At 52.9% G+C, this 22,286-nt stretch carries 21 protein-coding genes and 2 pseudogenes; 5 read left to right on the forward strand and 18 right to left on the reverse strand.

The features are described from left to right. Positions 1-141: 141 nt before the first annotated feature. From FKV68_RS33325 to ehuB, 11 genes and pseudogenes are all read right to left on the reverse strand, one after another. Positions 142-837, reverse strand: a complete 696-nt coding sequence (locus FKV68_RS33325) for an aspartate/glutamate racemase family protein (RefSeq protein WP_245181578.1) — start codon at positions 835-837, stop codon at positions 142-144. Positions 838-1,447: 610 nt separating this feature from the next. Continuing rightward, positions 1,448-1,759, reverse strand: coding sequence for a transposase (locus tag FKV68_RS33840; RefSeq protein ID WP_425347613.1), 312 nt, complete (start codon positions 1,757-1,759; stop codon positions 1,448-1,450). Beyond that, positions 1,722-1,811, reverse strand: a pseudogene (locus tag FKV68_RS33845) (hypothetical protein); the annotation flags it as partial. The pseudogene FKV68_RS33845 and the gene FKV68_RS33840, both read right to left, overlap by 38 nt. Before the next feature lie 123 nt (positions 1,812-1,934). Beyond that, on the reverse strand, positions 1,935-3,101 hold the full coding sequence (locus FKV68_RS23000; RefSeq protein WP_180942267.1) for a M24 family metallopeptidase: 1,167 nt from the start codon (positions 3,099-3,101) through the stop codon (positions 1,935-1,937). 27 nt (positions 3,102-3,128) lie between these two features. Next, the gene (locus tag FKV68_RS23005; protein WP_180942268.1) at positions 3,129-3,839 is read right to left on the reverse strand and encodes an aspartate/glutamate racemase family protein; all 711 of its coding nucleotides are present in this window, start codon (positions 3,837-3,839) and stop codon (positions 3,129-3,131) included. Between the two features lie 15 nt (positions 3,840-3,854). Next, positions 3,855-5,072, reverse strand: coding sequence for a M20 metallopeptidase family protein (locus FKV68_RS23010; RefSeq protein WP_180942269.1), 1,218 nt, complete (start codon positions 5,070-5,072; stop codon positions 3,855-3,857). A 43-nt stretch (positions 5,073-5,115) separates the two neighbouring features. Then, on the reverse strand, positions 5,116-6,294 hold the full coding sequence (locus FKV68_RS23015) for a M20 aminoacylase family protein (protein WP_180942270.1): 1,179 nt from the start codon (positions 6,292-6,294) through the stop codon (positions 5,116-5,118). A gap of 105 nt (positions 6,295-6,399) precedes the next feature. Next, positions 6,400-7,050, reverse strand: coding sequence for an ectoine/hydroxyectoine ABC transporter permease subunit EhuD (gene ehuD, locus FKV68_RS23020; RefSeq protein WP_180942271.1), 651 nt, complete (start codon positions 7,048-7,050; stop codon positions 6,400-6,402). Beyond that, positions 7,051-7,725 (reverse strand): ectoine/hydroxyectoine ABC transporter permease subunit EhuC, encoded by a 675-nt coding sequence (gene ehuC, locus FKV68_RS23025; protein ID WP_180942272.1) that lies wholly within the window; start codon positions 7,723-7,725, stop codon positions 7,051-7,053. Between the two features lie 33 nt (positions 7,726-7,758). Beyond that, entirely contained in the window at positions 7,759-8,574 is an 816-nt protein-coding gene (gene ehuA, locus FKV68_RS23030; protein WP_269808464.1) for an ectoine/hydroxyectoine ABC transporter ATP-binding protein EhuA, read from the reverse strand. 66 nt (positions 8,575-8,640) lie between these two features. Then, a complete protein-coding gene (gene ehuB / locus FKV68_RS23035; protein WP_180942273.1) occupies positions 8,641-9,516 on the reverse strand; it encodes an ectoine/hydroxyectoine ABC transporter substrate-binding protein EhuB in 876 nt (291 codons plus the stop codon). 310 nt (positions 9,517-9,826) lie between these two features. On the opposite strand from ehuB, the gene FKV68_RS23040 reads away from it, so the two are divergent. Together FKV68_RS23040 and FKV68_RS23045 are read left to right on the forward strand one after the other, a co-directional pair. After that, positions 9,827-10,336 carry an Lrp/AsnC family transcriptional regulator gene (locus tag FKV68_RS23040; protein ID WP_269808468.1) on the forward strand — a complete coding sequence of 170 codons (510 nt, stop codon included), beginning with the start codon at positions 9,827-9,829 and terminating at the stop codon, positions 10,334-10,336. 556 nt (positions 10,337-10,892) lie between these two features. After that, positions 10,893-11,483: a cupin domain-containing protein gene (locus FKV68_RS23045; protein ID WP_180942275.1), complete on the forward strand. Its 591-nt coding sequence runs from the start codon at positions 10,893-10,895 to the stop codon at positions 11,481-11,483. Between the two features lie 38 nt (positions 11,484-11,521). Here FKV68_RS23045 and FKV68_RS23050 read toward each other — a convergent pair whose 3' ends face one another. Next, complete coding sequence (locus FKV68_RS23050; protein ID WP_180942276.1) at positions 11,522-12,451, reverse strand: LysR substrate-binding domain-containing protein; 930 nt, start codon at positions 12,449-12,451, stop codon at positions 11,522-11,524. Positions 12,452-12,672: 221 nt separating this feature from the next. Between FKV68_RS23050 and FKV68_RS23055 the strand changes: the two genes are divergently transcribed. Further along, complete coding sequence (locus FKV68_RS23055; protein WP_180942277.1) at positions 12,673-14,088, forward strand: amidase; 1,416 nt, start codon at positions 12,673-12,675, stop codon at positions 14,086-14,088. Positions 14,089-14,143: 55 nt separating this feature from the next. Next, positions 14,144-15,319 carry a M24 family metallopeptidase gene (locus FKV68_RS23060; protein ID WP_180942278.1) on the forward strand — a complete coding sequence of 392 codons (1,176 nt, stop codon included), beginning with the start codon at positions 14,144-14,146 and terminating at the stop codon, positions 15,317-15,319. A gap of 919 nt (positions 15,320-16,238) precedes the next feature. Here the strand turns inward: FKV68_RS23060 and FKV68_RS23065 are convergent. From FKV68_RS23065 to FKV68_RS23085, 5 genes are all read right to left on the reverse strand, one after another. Next, on the reverse strand, positions 16,239-17,123 hold the full coding sequence (locus FKV68_RS23065) for a beta-keto acid cleavage family enzyme (protein WP_180942279.1): 885 nt from the start codon (positions 17,121-17,123) through the stop codon (positions 16,239-16,241). Positions 17,124-17,242: 119 nt separating this feature from the next. Next, positions 17,243-17,695 carry a thioesterase family protein gene (locus FKV68_RS23070; RefSeq protein WP_180942280.1) on the reverse strand — a complete coding sequence of 151 codons (453 nt, stop codon included), beginning with the start codon at positions 17,693-17,695 and terminating at the stop codon, positions 17,243-17,245. Positions 17,696-17,999: 304 nt separating this feature from the next. Next, positions 18,000-18,968 carry a 3-hydroxyacyl-CoA dehydrogenase NAD-binding domain-containing protein gene (locus FKV68_RS23075; RefSeq protein WP_180942281.1) on the reverse strand — a complete coding sequence of 323 codons (969 nt, stop codon included), beginning with the start codon at positions 18,966-18,968 and terminating at the stop codon, positions 18,000-18,002. Between the two features lie 149 nt (positions 18,969-19,117). After that, positions 19,118-20,116, reverse strand: coding sequence for a dipeptidase (locus FKV68_RS23080; RefSeq protein WP_180942282.1), 999 nt, complete (start codon positions 20,114-20,116; stop codon positions 19,118-19,120). Between the two features lie 164 nt (positions 20,117-20,280). Then, positions 20,281-20,820 (reverse strand): OsmC family protein, encoded by a 540-nt coding sequence (locus FKV68_RS23085; protein ID WP_180942283.1) that lies wholly within the window; start codon positions 20,818-20,820, stop codon positions 20,281-20,283. A 307-nt stretch (positions 20,821-21,127) separates the two neighbouring features. Between FKV68_RS23085 and FKV68_RS23090 the strand changes: the two genes are divergently transcribed. Next, complete coding sequence (locus FKV68_RS23090; RefSeq protein WP_180942284.1) at positions 21,128-21,358, forward strand: hypothetical protein; 231 nt, start codon at positions 21,128-21,130, stop codon at positions 21,356-21,358. Positions 21,359-21,661: 303 nt separating this feature from the next. Here the strand turns inward: FKV68_RS23090 and FKV68_RS23095 are convergent. Next, positions 21,662-21,775, reverse strand: a pseudogene (locus FKV68_RS23095) (tyrosine-type recombinase/integrase); the annotation flags it as partial. Positions 21,776-22,286: the final 511 nt, after the last annotated feature.

The following is a 22,286-nucleotide window of genomic DNA, read 5'->3' on the forward strand; positions in this document are numbered from 1 at the left end:
GACCGGCAGAAACGACCTGCTGGTTTATTTTGTGACCACCTCTATGGGCCAAAATACCATGGCCTAACTGATTTCGGGTTGCGGCGTTCCCAACACCGCTAACGCCGGGCGATTGCCCTCACATTGATTAGGCGCCTTTGCTCAAGAAACCGATCTGAGCGTTGCTTGGCATAGGGTCACAATGTCATGAACTGGGAGACCGGTTGAGCGACGTACGGCCGCCGCTGCTGGAGGAAATAGTGTACATGAGAAGAGAAGTGCAGCTATTTCGGGGTTTGACGCACGTAAGCGAGCAACGCTTGTCAAGACGTCCTCTTCTATATCAGCGACGGAAGTTGACTGTGGCGGGCAACTTGATTCATTGTGAAACAGTGCGCCTCCCTCGACTCCGCCTATCACCACGCGATGGCGGCTGGCCGGGTCTGTGATTCCGAGCCAATCGTCACGGAAAGCTCTGGCGTCGAAGGTCATCACTCCAATTTTGGCGCTTGGAGGTATCTGGCGCAGCAAAACTGGCAGAAGCATGAGGCTAGAAGTCACCACTGGAACATTGACCGCAGCGGCGATTGCCGCCTGATATTGAATTGCACCTCCACAGTAGGAAGTAATCAAGACTGCGCCGCGTTCTACCAGCCTTTGGGCAGCGGCTTCATAGGATGCTTCCAAAGTTGTATCGCCTCGCATGACTAAGTCGAGCGAAGCTCCCCTGACTGTCTCCATCAGTACGGGCAAGCCAAAGGTTTCGGAATTGATCATGGACCCGGCTAAGTGGTCAGTTCCGGGGGGGAGTTCACACTCGACGTTGAGTACCCCAACACAGCGTTCCGTATTCATCATGATAACATGACCTCCTCAATTGTATTATTAAGGGTTGGGCGCCCTAGTTCGGTGCGATACCCCAGATGCGATTAGCAGGGCGCTCCCCGTGGTTGTCTGCATTTATGACCTTCCGAATTTCATGAAATGCATCCACCGTGAGAGCTAGAAGACGAGATCGTCAGAAGCAGAGCTCGGGCACAACGTGCACGTCGGCTGAGGGGCTGCAGGTGTACAACTGTCCCAGCAACCGTTTTAGTCCGGCCTATCGACTGCGGCGCTTCCCCGATATCGAGTATGTTGATACGCTCAGGTCGAATAAAAAGATCGGATCGCGGCAGCAGACGCCGTGCCTTTCGGGTTCTCCAGCCGCGATGTTGTGATCATTATTTTCTTCCCTTATGGGTGTTAATCCGCAAATCCTATCAGGCCCGACCGCGAAAATGTGCTGTTGAAATTCTGCAAGCGATGAAAATTTCTTTTTTTTTGCTGAATAGCAGGAAAAAGAGCCTCGTATGTTATCCTCGTCGTGGCGGCGGGCGACGGCCCAATGACGTGAAGGAGCTTTCAACCTGTCGCTGACGTGGCGCATCAGCTACTGCGGTGGCGACGGCAGGCGCGTCCAGTCTTCTTACGGCCTCGCCGAACTGATGGTGTTTCGCTCGGATATCTCACAGTATTTTGGGTGCATCGGGTTGAGAATCTGAGAAGTTAGGATAGGCACGGTGTGTCGCGACGCAATGCGTTTGTAGAAATCGCGCAAAGGTCCAGTTGAGCGCGCGACCGCCCACGCCGCCTCGACCAACATTCCCCACGCGTGACCTCGTCCCTGCTTCGTTATGCGACCGTGATAGGCAGGGCCCTCGCCAGATGGCGAACGCTGGGGTTGAATCGAAATAGGCAACGAGCTTTTGAGAATCGCTGAACCTACCGATGTCGCCAATTGCCGAGGCGACACTCGCAGACACGGCGACATCGATGCCAGGCAGCGTCATCAGGCGACGGATAGTGAGGTCATTGAGGGCACTGACAGAGATATCCAAAGCCTAACCAAGCCGGGTATCGACGCCAACACTAAAGCGATCCATGAGTGTCGCAGGGAAATTCCGGTCTCTCTTCTATTCTATGACGAACATTTTTCGTGGAAGCCTGCTGAAGCTCTGTGCTCCGTTATCTGTAACCCTCAGCGTTTCACTGAATACATATCCCTCCTCACGTTCCCAAATGCCAATAATGAAATGAAGAGTCGAATCGGAAGATAAGACGCTGGTATCATCCCGCTGAAGGCTATAACCTCCTTCTGCCCAGTCAATCCCGATTCCGTATCCGATCCGCGAGCTTTTCTTAATCCCAGCAGCGCTGAAGCTCTTCCAGAACTGCTCATAGATGTCGCAGCATCTAGCGCCAGTCTTAAAAGCTGGCAGAGTTATCTCAAACGCTTCTCTAACCTTAGCGTCGATAAACGAAAGCCGATCCGATGGCTTACCCAGAAATGCAGTACGAGACAGCGCAGTGCAATATCTCCTTTGGTAGGCGCCTGTCTCAAAGTTTGTTTGTAGCCCGTCGCGATAGACGCCGGACGACCAATACAAGTGGGGTGCGTTGGCAACGTCGCTAACGGCCATCACAGGGCCCACGACCGGCGGATTGCCCGGATAGGCCTCAGTCCCGGCCGATATCCAGCGGTTCACTTCCGCAGCGACATCAGATTGCCTGACGCCGCGGCCAATCGCACCGATTCCGGCGAGAAGCGCGTGGTCTACGATTGCGCCTGCCCTCCGCATGTACTCTAGTTCTGCCGCAGATTTGCGTGCCCTCACTGCATTGAGCCAACCACTGCCATCCACGATGTGAGTTGTCCCTAGGCCGTCGAGGAATGCACCGTAATTGTCGACTGTGAGCCCTCTAGCATTTCGCTCCAATGCGAGAGTACCACGCGACGCTCGAGACGCGATGATTTGACCAATCCTCTTCCAGACCGGCGCCTCTCCTACTCCTAACAACTCCTCATCATATGCAAGTATATTATCGTCTTCCAAGTAAACGGTACCTGTTGCACACAGGACATCCATCTCTCGAAGGATGAGCGTTGGCCGGCTGTCCGCCAACGTGATTAGGACCCCTTGCGGAACGTAAGCTGAAAACCCCTCATATCCGGTAAGGTAAACTATATGCGATTCATTGATCAGAAAGAGGCTTTCAACCCCCCTTTCCTCCATGCGCTGCTTTACGGCCAATAAGCGAGCTTCAAACTCGTCCACGCTAAATGCGATGTTGATAGACACCCAATCCCTCCATAATGGTCATAGCTGTTAGCCTTCTGCGGCGGACGCGCTTATCAGCGTCTGCGCCATCAACACAGCGTCGAAAACAGGCTTCTTTAAATGCGCTTTATACGCCGGCACAAACGCGCACAATGCGCAGCACTCCACTAGTACGGCTTCTACGCTGGAATTATCGCGGAGCTTGCCTAGAGCGAAAAGAGAGTCTTGGAGGAGCAAATCCCTGTCATAGACGCCGGTAGTTGTGATTTCGTGCCATGCACGGGAACCTTCTAGACCACTCATTAACAACCTATCTCGGTCGAACGCCGGCCACGCAAGCTCGAGATGTGGGTCCGATAGCTTCGAGGCGTCGAAAGTTAGAATCCCGATTCGGCCTGATGCGCTGACAAGCCGATCAATGAAAGGGAGCAGTAACAAGCTCGACGTAGCAACCAGTCCGCCAACGTTCTCTCGGATTAACTTGTCAAAGGCAATCGTGTAACCACAATTGCTGATGATGAGGCTGGCCCCCTCAGCTTTCAGCGATCTCCCAGTTTCAATGAAAGGCTGTGCGAGTTGCGGGTCAGCGCTGAGAATTGCGTCAAGGGAGGCTCCTGGAACGTTTCTATGACACGTTGGCCACGGCAATGTATTTTGATTATCAAAATCCCGCTCCATCGGAAACTCTGGGACCGGTTCATCAAGTCGCATCAGACCTACGAGCGCCCGTGGGGGGGTGTTTTCTTCAGAATCGATCATTTCCGCTAGGTCCAATTATAAAAGTGGCCTCGGATCATCAGAATCGACGTTTTGGCGTTGAAGACACTTTACTACGGCCCAAGTTGCCTCGGCTGCTTTTAGAACATCTGCATCAGCAACACCAAAACGAGGATTATGAACGTGGGCTACGTTATTGGCGCTCTCATTAAAGCAACCTATCCAGAAGTACACTGAGGGAAGCGTCTCTGAGTAAAAACCGAAATCGTCTGCCCCGGCCATCGGCTTTGCGGGGTGTAAAGTGTTCTCGCCAAAAGTAGCCACAATAGTTGAACGAACCAGCTCACTGACACCTAAGTCATTGATTACCGGCGGCTCTCCCTTCGTAATAGTGAGTCGTGCTTCGCCCCGATGCATCCGAGCGATGCCGTCTGCAATTGCAAGCAGGCGCTCATGCAATGCGGTCCGCGCACTCGCAGAACGGGTACGGATTGTTCCGTTTAGCACCACGCGATCACATACTATATTCGTTGCTTCCCCGCCGTGAAAACGACCTATGGAAATGGTGGAGGCGTGTTCGGAGAAACTCTCTCTTGATACAAGCTTTTGAACTTCGTTCACAAACGAGGAGGCGATTACAATCGCGTCAACACCGAGTTCTGGCATAGCTGCGTGACTGTTCTTGCCAGTGAAGATGACCTCAAATTCATCAGCGGATTTTGATACCGGGCCGGCTAGCACACCAAACTTGCCGGAGGGTATTTCCGGATTGACGTGGAGGCCGACCGCATAATCAAACCCGTCCAAGAGGCCGTCATTCGCTACGGTTCGACCGCCGAGCGGCTCAGCCTCCTCGGCCGGCTGGAAAATTACCCTAACTTTGCCTCCGAACTGGTGCCTGTTAGCGAGTGCAGCTAGAACCGTTCCGAAAGCGGCTGCAGCATGGGCATCGTGACCACAAGCATGCATAAGCCCCGCTGTCGTTGATTGATACTCAAGGTCAGGTCGATCCTCCTGTATCGGGAGCGCATCGATGTCTCCCCGGACAACAACATTGACAGGTACTTCGCCGTAGCCGACGATATCAACGTAGATACCCGTGCCGTGGAAAGTCCCTACATTTCTTACACCTTCTGCTCGAAGCATCTCTAAGATCTTGGCTTTCGTCTTGTGCTCCTGGTTGGATAACTCAGGATTGACATGCATAAACCTCCTTAGCGCTATGATCTTCTCACAGCTACCTTCAGGCAGTAGGTTGGAGCGGTAGGTGTCCATTGGCGTTCCGTTTGCAAGTGCTGACAATAAGGCAGCTATTAGTTTAAACGTTTCTACTTGGAGCTGGGCGCAACTGGCTTTGGATAAGGCCGCCCCAGTACGCAACGCCATGCGGAATTACCTCATCATTGAAGTCAAAGTTCGGTGAGTGCAGCGGCGAATCGTTAGTCGGACTACCGCTGCCTAGCCATGCATAGGCTCCGGGAACAACTTGAAGCATGAAAGCGAAGTCTTCGGACCCCATGCTCGGCAACGCTTGAACAATCGTCATACCATTTGCTGCTGCGACTTCCTGCGCTAAGCGCGCGCACCTGGCATCGTTAACAGTCACGGGATAACGAGGTTCATAATGGACGGTAGCTTCGCAACCATGCGCAGACGCTATATCTGTCGCGATTTTTTCTAAACGAGTTTGCAATAGCCTTCCCGGCTGCTCAGAAAACCACCGTCCGGTTCCTCGGATAGTGGTTCGATCAGGGATGGTATTGTAAGCATCACCAGCATGAATTTGCGTGGCGGATAGAACAACAGTATCCAGCGGCGAGACATTGCGGCTAATGACACTCTGGAGGGCTGACACGACGGCGCAACCTGCTACGACTGGATCAACACCTTGATGCGGCATTGCGCCGTGAGCGCCCCTTCCTCTAATTTCAATATCGAAAATTGAGAATGCCGCCATTATTGGACCTTCATGCGCAGCAAAGGTACCTATCGGAAGTTGAGGCCAATTGTGTATCCCGAACACAGCGTCGACAGGCAGATCTCGGAACAATCCGTCGTCTATCATGCGCCGTGCCCCGCCCTCATTTTCCTCGGCAGGCTGGAAGATAAATCGAACGGTGCCGTCGAAATCCAGTTCCGTCGCTAAGAGCGCGGCTGCGAGTAGCATTGCCATGTGCCCGTCGTGACCGCACGCATGCATCATTCCAGCTTTGCGAGACTTGTACGGGAGATCCGCCGCCTCGATCACAGGAAGCGCGTCCATATCGGCTCTCAAACCGATCGCTCGCGAAGATGTACCCTTTGTCAGCGACCCGACAACGCCGGTACCTCCGTATCCACGATCGACCCTCAGCCCAAAATTTTGCAACTGGGTAGAAATGAAAGCTGATGTTTGCGCTTCATTGTATGCAATTTCTGGTATCGAGTGGAGGAAATGCCTCCACTTAATGGCCTCTTCGAGCAAATTACTCGAGATCAAAGCCGGTGATATCTTCATCGTACACGTCCTAATTTCATGTGCGAGGACCAAGTGTGGCTCAACTCAGTAGTGACCACAAAGTACTTGCGGGGAGCTGCGCGGTTGTCCTCCAACCTGGCTAAACTACCGCCTCAACTGGTACTCAAGCGCCCTGATTGCAGCGGCGGAGCAGAGGCTAACGACGAGGAAAGCGCAGGCAACGAGCGTGATCGGCTCAATGTACCGATAGTTGTAGTTTGCTTGTGCCAAAGCCTGCCCCATCACATCGAGAACCGTGATCGCGGATAGAATCGGCGTCTCCTTGAACATCGCGATCACGTAATTGCCAAGGGGAGGAATGATAGGGGGTATTGCCTGCGGCAGCACAATCTGAGTCCAGGTCTGACGCGGTGTCAGGTTGCAGGCCTTAGCCGCCTCCCACTGTCCAGCGGGGACATTGATGATGCCAGCTCGATAAACCTCCGAAATGTAAGTTCCGTAGTGGAGGCCAAGGCCAATAACTCCCGCTACAAATGGAGATAATACAAATCCCAGATCGGGCAAAACGTAGAACAAGAGATAGAGCTGAATCAGCAGCGGTGTCCGCCTGATCCCCTCGGAAGTGGCGATAGCAAGCCACCTAACAAAAGCGTTCCTAGACATTTTCGCGATGGCAAACACAAGTCCGACGATCATCGCAAAAAGAGACGCTACAAGCGTGACTTTCACGGTGACCACAAGCCCCTGCAACAGAAAAGGCGTTATCTCAGCAACAAACGTCCAATCCCACGTCATTCATGCCCCCACGGCTTGTGTGACCATTCCCCGACCAAACATTCGCTCCAGCTTGCGAACGATTGCGATCAGAGCTGAGGCCAAGATTAGATAAGTGAAAAAGATCAACATGAACGGCAAAGCTGTTTGGCCTGTCTGCATTCTCACAGTTTGAGCTTGGAATGTTAGTTCCGTTACGGTGATCAAAGACGTAACTGCTGTGGCCTTCATGATCTCGATAGCGAGGTTCCCAAAACTAGGGAGCATGAGGACCATTGCCTGAGGAATGATCACCCACCGCATTGCCTGCCAACGGGTAAGGTTCAAGGCGATTGTGGCCTCCCTTTGGTCAGATCCGACTGCCTCGATCGCTGACCGAACCACTTCTGCGCCGTATGCGCCTCCATTCAGACCAATCGCGAGCACTCCGGCCTGTACAGGACTGAGACTTATTCCTGTTAGTGGAAGCACAAAATAGGCTCCGAAAAGCTGTACAAATAAAGACGTCCCGCGAAAGACCTCGACATAAATGCGTGCCAAACTTCGTATGATCAACGGCCGACCCACTAGCGCAATCCCGGTGACCATGGCCATCAAAAGCGCAAACGCGCAGCTGTAGATAGTTAGCTCGATTGTTCCTGTCGCACCTTTAAGGATAAAGGTTGCATAGCCGATCAAATCATCAAGCTTGTCCATCATGCTGCCCTATCAATATTGCCAATATTTGGGTTAGACACGTTGTCCCGCCGCAAGCACCTTACGAAGGAAACTCTTGGTCCGCTCGTGATGAGGTGAGCGGAAAATCTCGGACGGAGGACCCTCTTCAACAACTTTTCCCTTTTCGAAGAAGAGTACTCTCTCAGCGAAGTCCTTCGCGAAGCCCATCTCATGGGTAACGAGAAGCATCGTAATGTCGGTTTCGTTTCGCAGGTCGGTGATAACGTTAAGCACCTCCTCCACCAGTTCGGGATCCAGGGCGGAAGTAATTTCGTCGAGCAACAAGATTTTAGGCTGAAGTGCCAACGCGCGAGCTATCGCGACCCGCTGCTTTTGCCCCCCGGAAAGGCGAGCAGGATACTCGTTCGCTTTGTCTGAGAGGCCGACCTTTTCGAGTAGTTGTAACGCTCGATCTCTTGCGTCGTTCTTTGACATCCTTCCGGTTAAAACCGGCGCCAGCGCTATGTTCTGCAGAGCGGTTTTATGCGGAAAAAGGTTGAAGTGCTGGAACACCATACCGATCTCCGCTCGCATCTTTCGGAAATGCGCTTCAGATGCTGAGGTATCGATACCATTTCTGACTTCTCGGTTGAGTGACCTACCGTTGATCAAAACGTTGCCGGATGTAACAGACTCTAGTGTCATTAGAATCCGCAGAATGGTTGTTTTGCCTGAACCAGAAGGTCCGATGAGCGCGAGGTGCTCTCCTGATCTAACAGAGAATGTCAGGCTGTCGAGGACCTTGATCGCCCCATAGCTTTTGACAACGTCTTTGAATTCTATGATCGGCAAGCTGTTGGGCTCACTTGGAGCGATATAGAGTCCCACAAGCGATTCCTTTCGTATCGTAAGCAAGCAAGTCCAACGGTCGGCATCTGGATGCCTTCGCCAAAATTACTCTTCAGAGGCGCAAAGCGCAGCGGTGGTCTGACCTTCCCGCAAAGGTATGCGGGAGGCTAGACCATACTTGGTCATCATCTCCGCATACTTGCCGTTCGCAACGATCTTCTTGAGCCCCTCGTTGTAGAGATCTCTGAGCGCTACATCCTCCTTATTGAAGGCTGCACCCGCGCAACCCATCGGAGTATTCTTTACCGGGAAGAATACCACCAGATTTGGATCTTTAACCTGATCCCGCAGAGTTTCCAGAGAAGCATCAGGCAACGCGATCAAATCAATCCGCTTGTCCTGCAGCATTTTTACAGCACTAACGCCATCTGGAATCGGTACTATATTTTCCTGCGGGATCCCTGCTTTTGCGGCGTACCGGGCTTCGTAGCCTCCTGGTGCGATACCTATACGGAGATTAGCTCTTGCAACGTCCTCGTAGCTCTGAATCTTGCCTTCGAGGCCCTTAGTCAGCATAAAGCCTGCGGAGTTGCACAGGACTGGGTCCGAGTAGATAACCTGCTCGCAGCGCTTTGGCTTAATGAAGAGCGCGCCACTCGAAATGATGTCAATTCGCCGAACTTGGAGCGCCGGGATCATGGCACCGTAATCCATCGCCTGCGCCTGGTAGTTCGTCACGCCGGTGGCAGCAAGCGCCTCTTTGTCGATATCTGGACCCACACCTGACAAATTACCGTCAGGGTTGATGATCATCCAGGGCGCCTCGTTGGCAACTCCGGACTTGATGATGCCCTTTTCTTTGATTTTTTCCAGCGCGTCGTCCGCGCTAGCGCGCCCAGCAACAAATGAAATGCTCAATGCACTGAGCACTGCGCAAGATAGAATCGCTTTGCAAAATTTATAGGTAAGCCGGTCTGCCATGGTAGTTCCCCTTGTTTGGCATTGATTGACACTGCTGCTGTAACTGTCGTCAGAAAATCGATGTGTGATTTATCTCCCCTCATGAGTCTGGGCCTCGCTCCCGTGTGCATAACGCGCCTGGCCCGCGTCTCCGGAATTTTTATGTCGCAGGCCTACATGGACTATTCCCTAAAGTCAAGGCATATTCCTAGCGTCGCTTTGTTCAGTGTCGATTCGCGAACTGAGCTGATGGGGCACGTCAACGTATGGAGAGGTAAATGGCAGGGAGACACTTTCTGGCGATCGACCTGTGACCGATTGGGCAACCCTAATGCGAAAATCAATCGATGAATTCGATCTAAAAATTCTATCTGCTCTCCAACGTCTCGGCCGCACGACAATGTCGCGGCTTGCGGACACTGTTGGATTGTCATCGAGCCCGTGCCATGCGCGCGTCCAACGATTGACCAAAGATGGGGTGCTAGGGGCGTTTCGTCCCGAGGTTAACTTAGATAAGCTGACATACAGCCTTACTGTGATAGTGCCGCTAGAGCTTAAGAGGCATGAGGCCAGGGATTTTAGAGCGTTCGAGAAAATATTACGTATCACTCCGGAAATAGTCGAATGCTACGCCGTGGGGGGCGGTTTCGACTACATTCTGAAAGTGGTTACAAAAGATGTTGGCAGCTTCCAGAATTTAATGGACAATCTTTTAGAGAACGAGGTAGGAATTGCGCGGTATTACTCATACATAGTCACAAAGCCCATAAAAAAATTCACGGGCTTCCCTCTCGAAGAGTTGTTCTCCAGTCGCGATGAAGAACAGGACGAATCGGCGTGATTTAGTACGCATTAATCGTCTTTATTCGCCACACTTCGACGGCCGCGCACGTACCGATACCTTTGAAAAGTTGGCGTTGCAGTCGGCGCAGCCGCAGAACTGGATGAATAGGCATGTGAGAAGGTCGTGAGCATCAAGGGCAGGGGGTCGGTTCGATCGGGGCCACGAAATGCTCCAAGGCTGCCAGAGTGAAGAGCTCGTTAAGTTGGCTTGCGCCTGATCCGCGTATCTCTATGACGACCAGCGGCTGCATCCTATGCCGGGCGAACAGCCTAACACATGACCGTACCCAATCATATGCCAAAATGTTCGAAAATGGCTTGCATAAGTCGGAGCATCCACACGTGGATGCCTCCCGCAGACCGGGCGCGGTTCACTTCCCATCGGCGACTGGGTATTTAGGTGCCTAAATCACTATTGGTTGCACACTGCTGAAGGAAATGGCTCCAGTTTAGAGCTATTGGCTTTCCGATTAGGAATATGCTATTCCGTCCATAGGATATCGGCAGCCGGCAGCTTGTAATAGCCCCACTTGAGACAGGTGTAGGAAACCATAATGGACATTCGTAGTAACGATTCAGATGCTCCCAAGATTGGTGTCAGGATCAAGCACGCACGCCTAGTTCGAGGGCTAAGCTTAACGGAGCTAGGCGCTGAGATCGGAGTAACGGAAGGTTATTTGTCAAAGCTGGAGAATGATCGATCGCAAGCGTCGATGGCCACTCTACACAAATTGGCGACTGCTCTGAACACGACCATAAGCGAACTATACGCGAATATCGGATCGGCCCAGGGCTCCGTTTTTGTGGTGAAATCATCGAGCAGACCCAAATTAGTTACTGGGCATCCGCGAGCGGGAAACCGAGTTGTCCTTGAGAAGCTTATTCCAAGCGGGCCCGGCTACCTCATGCAAGCCGCTATCCACGTAATAGCTCCTGGAGGAGGAAATCCAGAACCATTAAGTCATGCAGGACAAGAGTTTGGCTACGTGCTGAAGGGAAAGCTCGAGCTCAACGTCGACGCCGCAACCGTCATTCTCGACGAAGGTGATTCCTTCTACTTTGAGTCTACCCTTCCACACTGGTACAAGAATCTCAGCGATGGTGAAACGCGCGTTCTTTGGGCTAACACGCCAGCTACTTTCTAGGTAATGATCGAACACTAGTTTACTCAGACTGGCAGGAACTACGGTAACGAGTAGCCCGAATCCCTTACATCAATTACTGTCTTCCGGACCAACTCAGGCTGAATCCACTCTTGGAACGCTGCGACTGCAGGACTATCTGATTGCATTTTTGAAGACACTAGATAGTAGGATCGCTTCGCCTTAATCGAAATGCCAAAAGGCTTTACAAGAAGCCCGTTTGTCAATGCGGCGGCGCAGCAAAAATCGTCTCCAAGCGCTACACCTTGCGAATGTACAGCTGCCGCGTAGGCGAGATTAGCATCGTGGAATCTTATGCCATCGTCCGCTAAGCCGACGTCAGCCTGTGCCCTCGAAAGCCATCTTTCCCACTCTCGCTCGTCATCATCCACATGCAGCAGAATCAACTTTCCTAGATCGTTTGCATGCGCCAACCCGCCATTTAGATGTAGAAGTGCCGGACTGCAAACGGGGGTGAGTTCTATCTCGAAGAGCAATTTGACGCGCATGTTTGGCCAGTCGCCGTTTCCGAAGGCGATAAACACGTCAGCATTTCGGTCGCTGACGTCGTCAAGCTTTCTTGAGGTTTGTATCGTAATTCTCAAAGCGGGATAGCGCTTCTTAAATTCAGTGATATGGCCGCAGAGCCAACCTGCCGCAAAGCCCGGCGTGGTGCTGATTGTCAGCGGTCCTGCAGCTCTGTCATCAGACAGCCGCTGGGACGACCTAAGGATGGCGTCTAGTGCCTGCCGCACCTCCTCGCCGTAAGCGATACCACGTTCAGTAACATACAACCGGCCTCCGAGTCGATGAAACAACTGAAATTCTACCATTTGTTCGAGAAGTCGGAGTTGATATGTCACCGCACTCTTTGTGAGATTAAGTTGTTGCGCCGTTACGCTAACGGAATCCGATTGGATAAACTTTAGAAATACGCGGAGAGATTGAAGAGAAGGGAGGTTTTTCAACATTCCAAGACTACACCGCCCCAAGGCTCAAGACACTATTCCAGTCGATAGGAATATCACGATCACATAGAAGCCTCTAGCCATCGGCAAAAGAGATTTGTCACAGGGACCAAAAAATCAAATTTGACTCAATAAACCGAGCGGGTGATGATTGTAATTAACAGCTGAAGTCAGCACCACAGCACGCCCAACAAAATGGCTTTGTTGAGAAGAAGTGAGAACCGATGGGCACTGGGTCTACCTCGACAAATTCTATAGCACAAATCACGGCGTCCGATTGCCTTGCACTTTTTAAATCGAAGGATCTATCGCCGGTGGAGGTTGTAAAGGATTGCCTCGCACGCATTGACACGGAAAATGCGGTTTTTAATGCCTTTTGTTTCGTGGACTTTGATGGGGCTCTCTCCGCAGCGCAAATGTCGGAAGAGAGATGGCTGAGGGGAGCCCCTGTTGGTCCCCTCGACGGCGTCCCCACCACGCTAAAAGATCTCACCCTTTCGCGCGGCATGCCGACACGCCGCGGATCCGCCACAACAACCTGTGACGGTCCTTGGACGATTGACTCGGCGATCGCGTCAAGACTGCGGGAAGCAGGTGCCGTATTCCTGGGAAAGACCAATTGCCCCGAATTCGGTTGGAAGGGCTTGGGCGATAGTCCGCTTTACGGCATTACCAGAAATCCGTGGAGGAGCGATCTTACCCCGGGCGGATCTTCAAGCGGCGCTGCGGTCGCTGCGTCGCTAAACCTTGGCTTCCTACATCAAGGGAGTGATGCGGGAGGATCAATCAGGATCCCGGCTAGCTTCACGGGAACGTACGGGTTCAAACCTACCTTTGGTCATGTCCCCCAGTGGCCCGCGAGCGTACTCCCGACCCTCTCGCATTTGGGACCGATAACTAGAACTGTAGCAGATGCATTATTGATGATGAACGTCATTTCGGGAAATGATCCGAGGGATGGACACGCCGGCCCAAGACACCAGTATCGGCGGGACGTAAGCCACACAATCAAAGGCATGCGCATTGCGTTCAGCCCGACCCTTGGCTACGCCTCTGTGGCAGACGACATTGCGACCGTTGTAGCAAATGCCGTCGAGTACCTTGCCGAAATGGGAGCAGACGTCACCGAGGTAGACCCCGGCTTTTCGGATCCTATTGATGTGATGGAAACATTGGTTTTTGCTGGGTTTGCTCGGATCCTGAGGACGCTCAACGGATCTCAGATAGCTCTGCTTGACCCCGGTTTTTTGAAGGCCGCCGAAAGGGGGCTGTCACTGTCCCTTCCAAACTATCAAGATGCTCAAGAGGCACGCGCAAATCTCAAAGCAAGAATGAATGAGTTCCATGAGAAATTTGAGCTGCTGATCACACCGACAGTGCCCATTGCTCCATTTGAAGCAGGTAAGGATGTTCCTGATCCGCGCTATGAAAAGTGGACGGATTGGTCACCGTTTACTTATCCATTCAACCTGACTCAACAACCAGCAGCATCACTTCCGGCCGGGCTCGACACTTCGGGTCTGCCGGTAGGTCTTCAGATCGTCGGCGCACAATTCGCCGACAGCACCGTGTTGGCAGTCTCCCAACTTCTCGAGAAGCAACTCGGCCTGCTTGCGCCGCCTAACAATGCGGCCAAGTGACCAATCCAGTACATCGCTTTCATCGCTTGCCAGAACAGATGATCACGGGATGCAAATGCGGATAATTGAACCTACTAGCCATAAAAGCCAACCCGCCTTCTCAGCCGAGGAGTATGCGGACAGGTTGCAAAAACTAAACTTACTTCTTAACGATAAACGGATAGACCTCTATATCGCGTCCGCTCCGGAGAGTCTAAACTACTTCACGGGATTTGATCCCCTCGGACTTTATTTGTATCAGCACGCATTTTATAAGGCGGATTCAAGAGAACCAACGCTTCTTACGCATAAGGCTGAGAAAGAGCTAGCTCGCGTGCAATGCTGGATTTCGGATGTGATGATCTGGCAACACGGTGATGACCCTGTGGAGATGACTATCCGGCAGTTGCGACGTATGGGCGTCAAACAACGTGTTCGTGTCGGGGTCGAATTGGGTAATTGGTACCTGAAGGCCTCAACCTTCCAAGCGCTTACTGAGGCGTTCCCTGGCGTACACTTCGTTGATGTTACAGAGGGGGTACTTAAGCTTCGAGCAGTCAAGTCATTTCAAGAAATCGAGTACATGCGCGAGGCAGCGAGGTTTTCAGACGTTGGCTTTCAGGCTGTAGTAGATTCACTTAAGCCGGGCGCTCGGGAAAACGACATTTTGGCAGCCGTTCAAAGCTCTATGGCTAAGGCAGGATCAGAGTACCCAACACTGCCATTCATTATAGCATCGGGACCACGGGCTGGCCATTTTCACGCAGTCCCGACCTCTAGAGTTGTTGAGCTAAATGACCCAGTCTCGGCAGAGGTCACCGGATCTTGGAAGCGTTATAATAGTAACATTTGCAGGACCTTAGTGGCCGGGCGCGCGTCTGCTGAAATGCTTGAGCTATGGAAAATTGTGAACGAGGCCTTTTGGCGGCCATTCGAATTGATAAGGCCGGGCGCTGCTGTTGCTGACGTCGATCACCTAAGCAGGAAGATTCGGGCTGCGTATCAAAATTTTATCCCCGCGAGAGCGGGATTTGGAATGGGACTTGCATACCCGCCTACATTCGCTGCGCTTCCCAATATCCTGATGGATAGCGAAGAGATTCTAGAAGCTGGAATGATCTTTTCGCTTGAGCCATCCATCGCACAATATAATGGTTTAACTATAAGCATTGGATACAACATCCTGGTCACCTCGAGCGGCGCCGAAATTCTGCAAAAAACAAGCAATAATATATTTGAGGTGCCCGCGTAGTTATTCCGCGTGCCGGCGTTTTGTTGCCGTCGTAAACGCGGCCGTTCCAGGCCGAGGTCATAACGACTGACCGACAGGCAGTAGCTGCGGCGGCTGAGCGCTGGAAGTCCACCAGACGATATCGTTCATAATTGTGTCGAGCTTTTCGAAGGCGCGGTCGACCCCTCCGGAGTGTTGCGCACAGACGCCGTCGGCGACTAAAGCCCATTCAGGTTGCTGAGGTCAGTCTCCCAAAGTCCCTAATGCCAGGATATTTCGCGTGCCGAAGAAGTCGGCGATGGTCTTCGAGCCCGTCGGCAGTTTATCCTCGTCATAGACTATGACTGTGGCAGATATGTCCGGAGCACCGCGCAGTCAGTCTGGTCGCCGCTCATGAATTTGGTCCGATTGAGACCCAGCGTCCTCCAATTGAGCGTCTCCAGAATGCCCTCAAGGCACAGCTTGTCAACCGAGCCCGGGCTTGCGTACGACGTGCCAGCCGACATCATTTGCCTCGCCCATCGCACGTATGTTTGCGGCTTTGTCGTTGTATTCATATTCAATAATTTTGATCCCGAGAATGGCTCGAAGAGTGCCTTGCGAAACGCCTCCTGGCTGTCACCTCCAAACCCGGTGACGACGACCTGGTTGGCCGCGAAATCAGGCTGCACCGGCAACAATGGGCTCAGCCCCACGCCTGTCGGGTCCAAGGCGCCGGACAATCATCAAGCATGTCCCCATAGTACTTGGGCACGTCAGGCTTTTCAACAAACGACATTTGCTTACCCCAAGATTTCGCCATTCTGGTAAATGTTAGCAACCGGTGGCGTGTTTGTTTAGCTTTCCAGCGGCGTAGGTTTTGTTCGGCGCCCGCAGGACGTCGGGCCGCCGACCCCGTCGCGAGCTCATTGCAGTAAAGCAAACCTAGGACCCACCGTTGCTATCCCCGCTTTTCAACGCCAAGGATCGTCCGCGCCTCGGCTGGCGTAGCGACGCTTGCGCCCATGCGCTCTATGATCCCAACTGCATTCTCGACGAGCTGCGCATTCGTGGCGAGGACTCCTCGTCGAAGATAGATGTTATCTTCGAGCCCAACACGAACATGCCCGCCCATTGCCACAAGGTGTCCTACCATAGGCATTTCGTCGGCAGCGCAGCCAAATCCGGACCAAAGCGCCCCGGGTGGCAGAAGCTCCCGCATGGCTTGCAGAACAATCGGAACGGCGGGTGCACCATAGCCGGTGCTCAGGCAGAATTGGAAAAGCGGAGCGCTATCAATCACGCTTTCGGATATGAGTTTTTTAGCGTTTTCGATGTGTCCCAATTCAAAGCATTCGAGCTCCGGCTTGACCCCGGCTTCTCGCATGAGACTTGCCATCTCCCGTAGATCAGACATACGCGCGACGAAAATTTCTTCGTCGAATGTCATCGTGCCGCAATCCAAAGTACTTAGCTCTGGCTGCAATTTGACGGCGTGGAGGCAGCGCCCCAAGGGATCCTTGAGGGTACTCGTCTTGCTAAGTTCTAGCGGCTCAAGGGAATCGAACACCACGGTACCGTCCATTCCGCTAGTCAAGTTGATAATCACGTCAGTGGCCGCGTCCCGTATCTTCTTTACGACTCGTTCGTAAAGTTCGAAACAATTGGAAGGCGCTCCGGTGTCGGGGTTGCGGACGTGAATGTGAACGACCGCAGCCCCCGCTTTTGCTGCCTCCAGCGCGGCATCTGCGATTTGAGCTGGCGTTTTTGGAATATTCGGGTGCTTCTCAAGAACCGCGGACCCGCCGCCGGTTACCGCACACGTAATGATGGTCTTTTGAGACATTATAACTCCTAGTATTAATTTTGGACGCCTTGACCATGTGTCGGACGATCGACACTTCCCTTGGCTCTTCTTAGCTTTATGCGCTTCGTCCTGCTCGCGACGTCGAGATAGGCAATTGTTCAGTCATGGCGCCTTCCAGTTATAGATAACCGCGGAACGGCGTCTTTCGGCGGCTCGCACCAAGAGGCGAAATAGCTGGATGTAGCTGGTGCTAAAGGTATGATCTTGCGTAGTATCACGTCGAAGCAGAGGTTCATCGTCTCAACCGTACAGGCAATTGCGCCGGCGCTCTCAATGCGGTGAAGAAGATGGAAACGTTTAGTATCCCATGCAATCAGGGATGAATATATCTCGACTCGTGACATGAGGAGGAGTTCTCGAAGATACCGGACGTGCATTTCGACGACAACGAACTGAACATTTGATGCAGACCTCTCGTTAGCCTGCGCACGGCGCCAGATGTCCACGCTTGCAAAGTCTGCAATGCGCTGGTAAGTGAGGAAATTGACGTGCCCGAGTTCGTCTAGCCAGTCCTCCTCGACAACTCCTTCCCAGGTTTTAGTCCACGTCATTTGTCGTCACCCGCAGTATAGCTTTGGCCCGCTCCAGTACGCCGCGTATGCCCGACACCGTGACATTGCGTAGCGCCAGTAGCTTCTCCTGGCCTTCGGCTCCGATCCCGTTGACGACCTGTTCGCCATCCGCCAGCATGAGATCTGATCAGGTTGGAGGCTTGGCGGAGCTATGTAGCCGCTCTCCATTTCTTGGGTGAGGCCATCCACGAACGCGCCTGAAGCTTGGGTCGCGGCTTGTGATCCGCGACCTATCGCAAGGCAGCCAAACTTCTTCATGCCCAAGAAGGCTTGGCTGGAGTCGCTAAGTTCTCTTCGAGGCATTCAAGCGACTTTCTTCTCGTAGTTTGAGAAGTCCGATAATTGTTTGATTTCGCTCCTCAATCATTTGTGATATGGTTCTGCCGTCAATCACTTCCTGGGCTTGTTGCAAAATGCGTTCACGCAATGCAGGCGTCCAGTCTGGAAGTGGTCCTTCCGTCACGTATGGAGCCCTCCACTCCACTTTCCCGACCATGTCCATGAATGCCCCCAAACCGCCGTCGCCACCACCCAAATGGAAGGTGGCAAAGGGGCCCATGCATGCCCATCGCAGCCCCAGCGCATGAGTTATGCATTCATCGATCTGCGTAACGGTCGCTTGATCGGCCGCGATCATGTGGAGCGCTTCCCTAAAAAGGGCGCTTTGTAGTCTGTTGATGACGAACCCAAAGACCTCCTTCTCCATACGAAGGACTCGTTTTCCGGCTGCTTGGAAGAACGCAGCAGTCCAATCCAAGACCGCGAGATCCGTTTTCTCACCTCCAACGACCTCGACCAGCGGAATGAGGTACGGCGGGTTCACAGGGTGTGTTACGACGGTGCGCTCGGGAAACCTGCAGCGCTTTTGGATGTCCGTCATCGGAAAGCCGGCAGTACTTGAGCCGATCACGATGTCGTTGGGCAGTAGTTCGTCAAGCTGCTTATATGTCTGCACCTTCAATTCGAGATCTTCAGGGACGCTTTCCTGGACAAACTCGGCACCGGATACGGCCTCCTCAAGGTCTTGAGTAAAGCGAAGCCGTCCCCGAGAAGCGCCCGGTCTAAGGCCAATCTGTTCAAGTAGCGGCCACGCCTGATCAAGCAACCGCTCGAGAAAATCTTGTGCATTTTTCCCGGGATCATATGCTGTCACATCATATCCGCTTGCCAAAAACTGGGCAACGAATCCACCGCCAATTGTACCTGTGCCTATACAGGTGACTCGTTTGACGTCGTTTGGAATGGGGCGCATTTTTGTACTCCTTTTGTACAGCTTGCATAATCGCGTACAGCGATGCATGGGTCGATACGTTCCCAAGCAATAGCGGTTATCTATAAAGACGACTGGGCGTATTGGTGAATATATGTGGCTCAACTTTTCTCAAACCACCAATAATAATGTCACCAGACCTCAGTGCACACCCTGAGAAAGTTTCCGGAAACGATCTTTTTTACAGCGTCTTCCGGGTATCCATGATCGAACATCAACTGCACTAGTTCAATCACGTTCTCTGGTCTTTGAAAACGGAACCCTTTCCAACCCGCGGCTTTGGAATCGGGCCACTCGTCCTCAATTTTCCGAGCCCATTCGTCAAGGAGAGCCGGTTCAAAAACGAAGTCAAAACCGAAGCCGACGTGATCCGGGCCTATAAGCTGAACGACGTGATCCAGGTGCCGAAAGATCTCCGACATTGATCCGTGCTCGTCGCCTATGTAAGCGCTATTTCCCGAAAGACCGACAACACCTCCGTTCTTAGCAAGAGCTTGAAGTTGATCGTCTCTAATGTTTCTGTAGTGCTGATGCACCGCCATTATGCCAGCATGGGAGATTACCAGTGGCCGGGTCGCGATCTCGAAGATATCTAGAGTGGTGTGATACCCAGTATGAGAAAGATCTACCAACATGCGCAGTCGCTCGATTTCGCGAACGACCTTGTTGCCATAGGTGGTGAGCCCACCGTCAGCTCTGTCCGAACAACCGCCTCCCACAAAATTTGATGCGTTGAAGGCGATTTGCACGGTTCGGAGGCCAAGTTCACGGAACACCTCCAAGACGCCGACGTCCTTTCCGAACCATGATGTGCCGTGCACTTGCATGCCAATGGCTAGTTTGCCCTCTCGCTTCGCGCGAAAGACATCCTCCACCGTCAGCGCGTGAATAAACGCTTCGGGTCGAGCTTGTATTAGCTTCCTGTGACCTGCAATTGTTTTTACTGCGGACTCGATGTTGCCTCCGTCCTCCGCAAAGGCAATCGACGTGAAACTAACACCTGCATCAATATAGTGGTCGAGGTACTTCTCGGGGCATCCGTATGATTGGTCCGGGGGCTCCAAGGGATACAGCATATCCCAAATTAGGTTTTCTTTCCAAAATTTCCTGGTTGTTTCGGCGATATTCACTGAGCTCTCTCCTCTGAGCGCAAATGGCGTCAAGTCGTCACAATTTGGCTTCACTGACTTGCGTCAACTTTGATCGAAATTGCATTTGTAATTGACATTCAGCGAGCACGGCGTGGTTGAACATGAACGTTGTATCTGGGGCCGTACCTTCGTTTTTCTCTCGATCAATCACCGGTTCTCGCAATATCCAGCGTCAGCGTTACTTCGGTGGGATGTCTCACATTATCTAACACTGGACAAAACCGGTTAGCTATCTCGATCAATTTCGAGATAACGTGAGGCTCCTCCTCACTCACGATTTTTACTCTGGCGCTGATTGATCGGAACCCGGATCGAACAGCGGGGCTCGTTCCAAAAAAACCTTGTGTGTTCAATTCGGCCGTTAATTCTACGCCGATCGACTCCACCACAATGCCAAAGTAATCGGCGTAGCATCTCATAGTTACTTCGATGCTCGCCCCGAGAGCTGCCAACATCACCTCGGCTGGATTGGGCGCCTTCCCCGTTCCGCCGAAGCTGACAGGCTCATCAATCGTCAACGGAAGTCCGCTGAACAGTGATTCCGATCGCAGCCCTCCCACTTGGCGCGTTGTCCCCGACATTGTTTCGAGGCATTCATCCGGATTGGCGGATGCATCTCGGAATGTCGCAAAACGGCGTCCGAGCTCCGATAGTGGTTGTCTGCTGTCCATACTGATGTCCATCCAAGTTCCCCAGCTGTATGTTACTTTCGGAGGCGAAAGAGTAACTCTTATCCGCGAATTCTGCTGACTAAGGGCGCCGGGTAAGGCTCATGCGGGGTCGCCAAGCCTGGCGTTCGAGAGGACGTGGTGATGCGTGAACGACTTAATCACGTTAGCGCATACTCGAAGGCCGGCTACCTATTGTCCGTAGCGTTGTTTTGCCCATCGATGATAATTGATTGGCCCGAAAAATTTGACCGTGTGGACTGCTTAGATACAGGATCATCCCCACCAACCTTCGCATCGAAGCCTGTTTCACCGCGGCTTGATGGGTTTCTTCGACAGCCACCCGATTGCCTCCGCCGTCACCGACACGCTCCTCTTAAGAGGCGGAGAACCCTCCGCCACGGGTCTGCCGATGCCGCTTACACCTGCGGCGATCAATACGCGCTTTTTGGCCAGCCCTAGATCCATTTTTGCCTCCCTTGCTTACCAGCGGCAGCATAATGCCCGGCGGACTAACGATTTCCTGAAATATGCGCCTTGGCAGGAATTTTGATAAGGTTATGGCCTTTTGAGAGCGGAAAGTTCCCGCAAGTAGGTAGACACCAAATAGTGGAAGAAGCTGATCAAAGTTGCGGGTTAGGCTTGTGGACCGTAATGGGAGCAATTGCTTCTGCGGAACTGACAGTCATTGAAGCCCGTGCAAGATTATCGCTTCCTTGCTCAAGATCGTTGACTGTTCGCCGCGGGTCACCGGCAGATGCTGCCGGCTACCTGCGACGAACTTCAGCTCACAAGGTAAACCGCGCGGCTCCTCCTGAAGACCGTCGATCAGCAGGTCGATGTTGCAGTCTCGACCGCGCACATCCTCCAGCCCCAGACGATCCAGGGAGCGGCCGAAATAACGTCTGAACTTTGTCACGGCGTGCAGGTGGGATCGTTGCATGGCCGACGACAGGTTGCGGAGCGTCATGTCGTCGATCACGCGGCGGCGCAGCGGGTTCTCCACGGTCGGGGCTCTGTCATCGGTAGGTCTCCTGGTCAGGGGTTGGTTCTAAACACCCCAACGCCGATCAGGATTCTGCGCATCCAAACCCAGTCTCTCCCGCGTAAGCGGGTCAGTCCAATCCTTAATCATGTAAGCTGCGACACGCTTTAGCCGAGACATTGACCATTTCTGACCGCAGCGACTTTGCCACATCGGCGACCGAACGCGCCAAGGTGATGGGGGTGAGCAAGGCGGCGACCGTACGCTTGCCGCCCACAACAGTCGTGACGAGCAGAACGCCCAAGCGGCAAACGCTCTGGGCAATCGTCGATGCGCTTTTCGAGCCGTCGACGGCTCGTCCCAGGAGTATTCGGCTCAAGGCATTGGCGCTACGACTTTTAGCGCGGTGCTTGGGATTGGGTTCTCGGACATTCGAGCAAACTGCGCGGCCGCTTGGCCCATGCTTTTTGACTGTAGAGAGAGCGATCCGCCTGGA

This window comes from Sinorhizobium mexicanum, assembly GCF_013488225.1.
In the GTDB taxonomy this organism is placed as follows: Bacteria; Pseudomonadota; Alphaproteobacteria; order Rhizobiales; family Rhizobiaceae; genus Sinorhizobium; species Sinorhizobium mexicanum.

What these genes read in the sequence shown, in the direction of transcription:
- FKV68_RS23050 (WP_180942276.1), bottom strand. Translation starts at nt 12,451, where the DNA reads ATGTTGAAAAACCTCCCTTCTCTTCAATCTCTCCGCGTATTTCTAAAG.
- FKV68_RS23075 (WP_180942281.1), bottom strand. Translation starts at nt 18,968, where the DNA reads ATGCGCCCCATTCCAAACGACGTCAAACGAGTCACCTGTATAGGCACA.
- FKV68_RS23070 (WP_180942280.1), bottom strand. Translation starts at nt 17,695, where the DNA reads ATGACGTGGACTAAAACCTGGGAAGGAGTTGTCGAGGAGGACTGGCTA.
- FKV68_RS33325 (WP_245181578.1), bottom strand. Translation starts at nt 837, where the DNA reads ATGATGAATACGGAACGCTGTGTTGGGGTACTCAACGTCGAGTGTGAA.
- FKV68_RS23090 (WP_180942284.1), top strand. Translation starts at nt 21,128, where the DNA reads ATGGGTTTCTTCGACAGCCACCCGATTGCCTCCGCCGTCACCGACACG.
- ehuC (WP_180942272.1), bottom strand. Translation starts at nt 7,725, where the DNA reads ATGGACAAGCTTGATGATTTGATCGGCTATGCAACCTTTATCCTTAAA.
- FKV68_RS23010 (WP_180942269.1), bottom strand. Translation starts at nt 5,072, where the DNA reads ATGGACACCTACCGCTCCAACCTACTGCCTGAAGGTAGCTGTGAGAAG.
- FKV68_RS23015 (WP_180942270.1), bottom strand. Translation starts at nt 6,294, where the DNA reads ATGAAGATATCACCGGCTTTGATCTCGAGTAATTTGCTCGAAGAGGCC.
- FKV68_RS23005 (WP_180942268.1), bottom strand. Translation starts at nt 3,839, where the DNA reads ATGATCGATTCTGAAGAAAACACCCCCCCACGGGCGCTCGTAGGTCTG.
- FKV68_RS23085 (WP_180942283.1), bottom strand. Translation starts at nt 20,820, where the DNA reads ATGGACATCAGTATGGACAGCAGACAACCACTATCGGAGCTCGGACGC.
- FKV68_RS23040 (WP_269808468.1), top strand. Translation starts at nt 9,827, where the DNA reads ATGCGAAAATCAATCGATGAATTCGATCTAAAAATTCTATCTGCTCTC.
- ehuD (WP_180942271.1), bottom strand. Translation starts at nt 7,050, where the DNA reads ATGACGTGGGATTGGACGTTTGTTGCTGAGATAACGCCTTTTCTGTTG.
- FKV68_RS23055 (WP_180942277.1), top strand. Translation starts at nt 12,673, where the DNA reads ATGGGCACTGGGTCTACCTCGACAAATTCTATAGCACAAATCACGGCG.
- FKV68_RS23065 (WP_180942279.1), bottom strand. Translation starts at nt 17,123, where the DNA reads ATGTCTCAAAAGACCATCATTACGTGTGCGGTAACCGGCGGCGGGTCC.
- ehuB (WP_180942273.1), bottom strand. Translation starts at nt 9,516, where the DNA reads ATGGCAGACCGGCTTACCTATAAATTTTGCAAAGCGATTCTATCTTGC.
- FKV68_RS23045 (WP_180942275.1), top strand. Translation starts at nt 10,893, where the DNA reads ATGGACATTCGTAGTAACGATTCAGATGCTCCCAAGATTGGTGTCAGG.
- FKV68_RS23060 (WP_180942278.1), top strand. Translation starts at nt 14,144, where the DNA reads ATGCGGATAATTGAACCTACTAGCCATAAAAGCCAACCCGCCTTCTCA.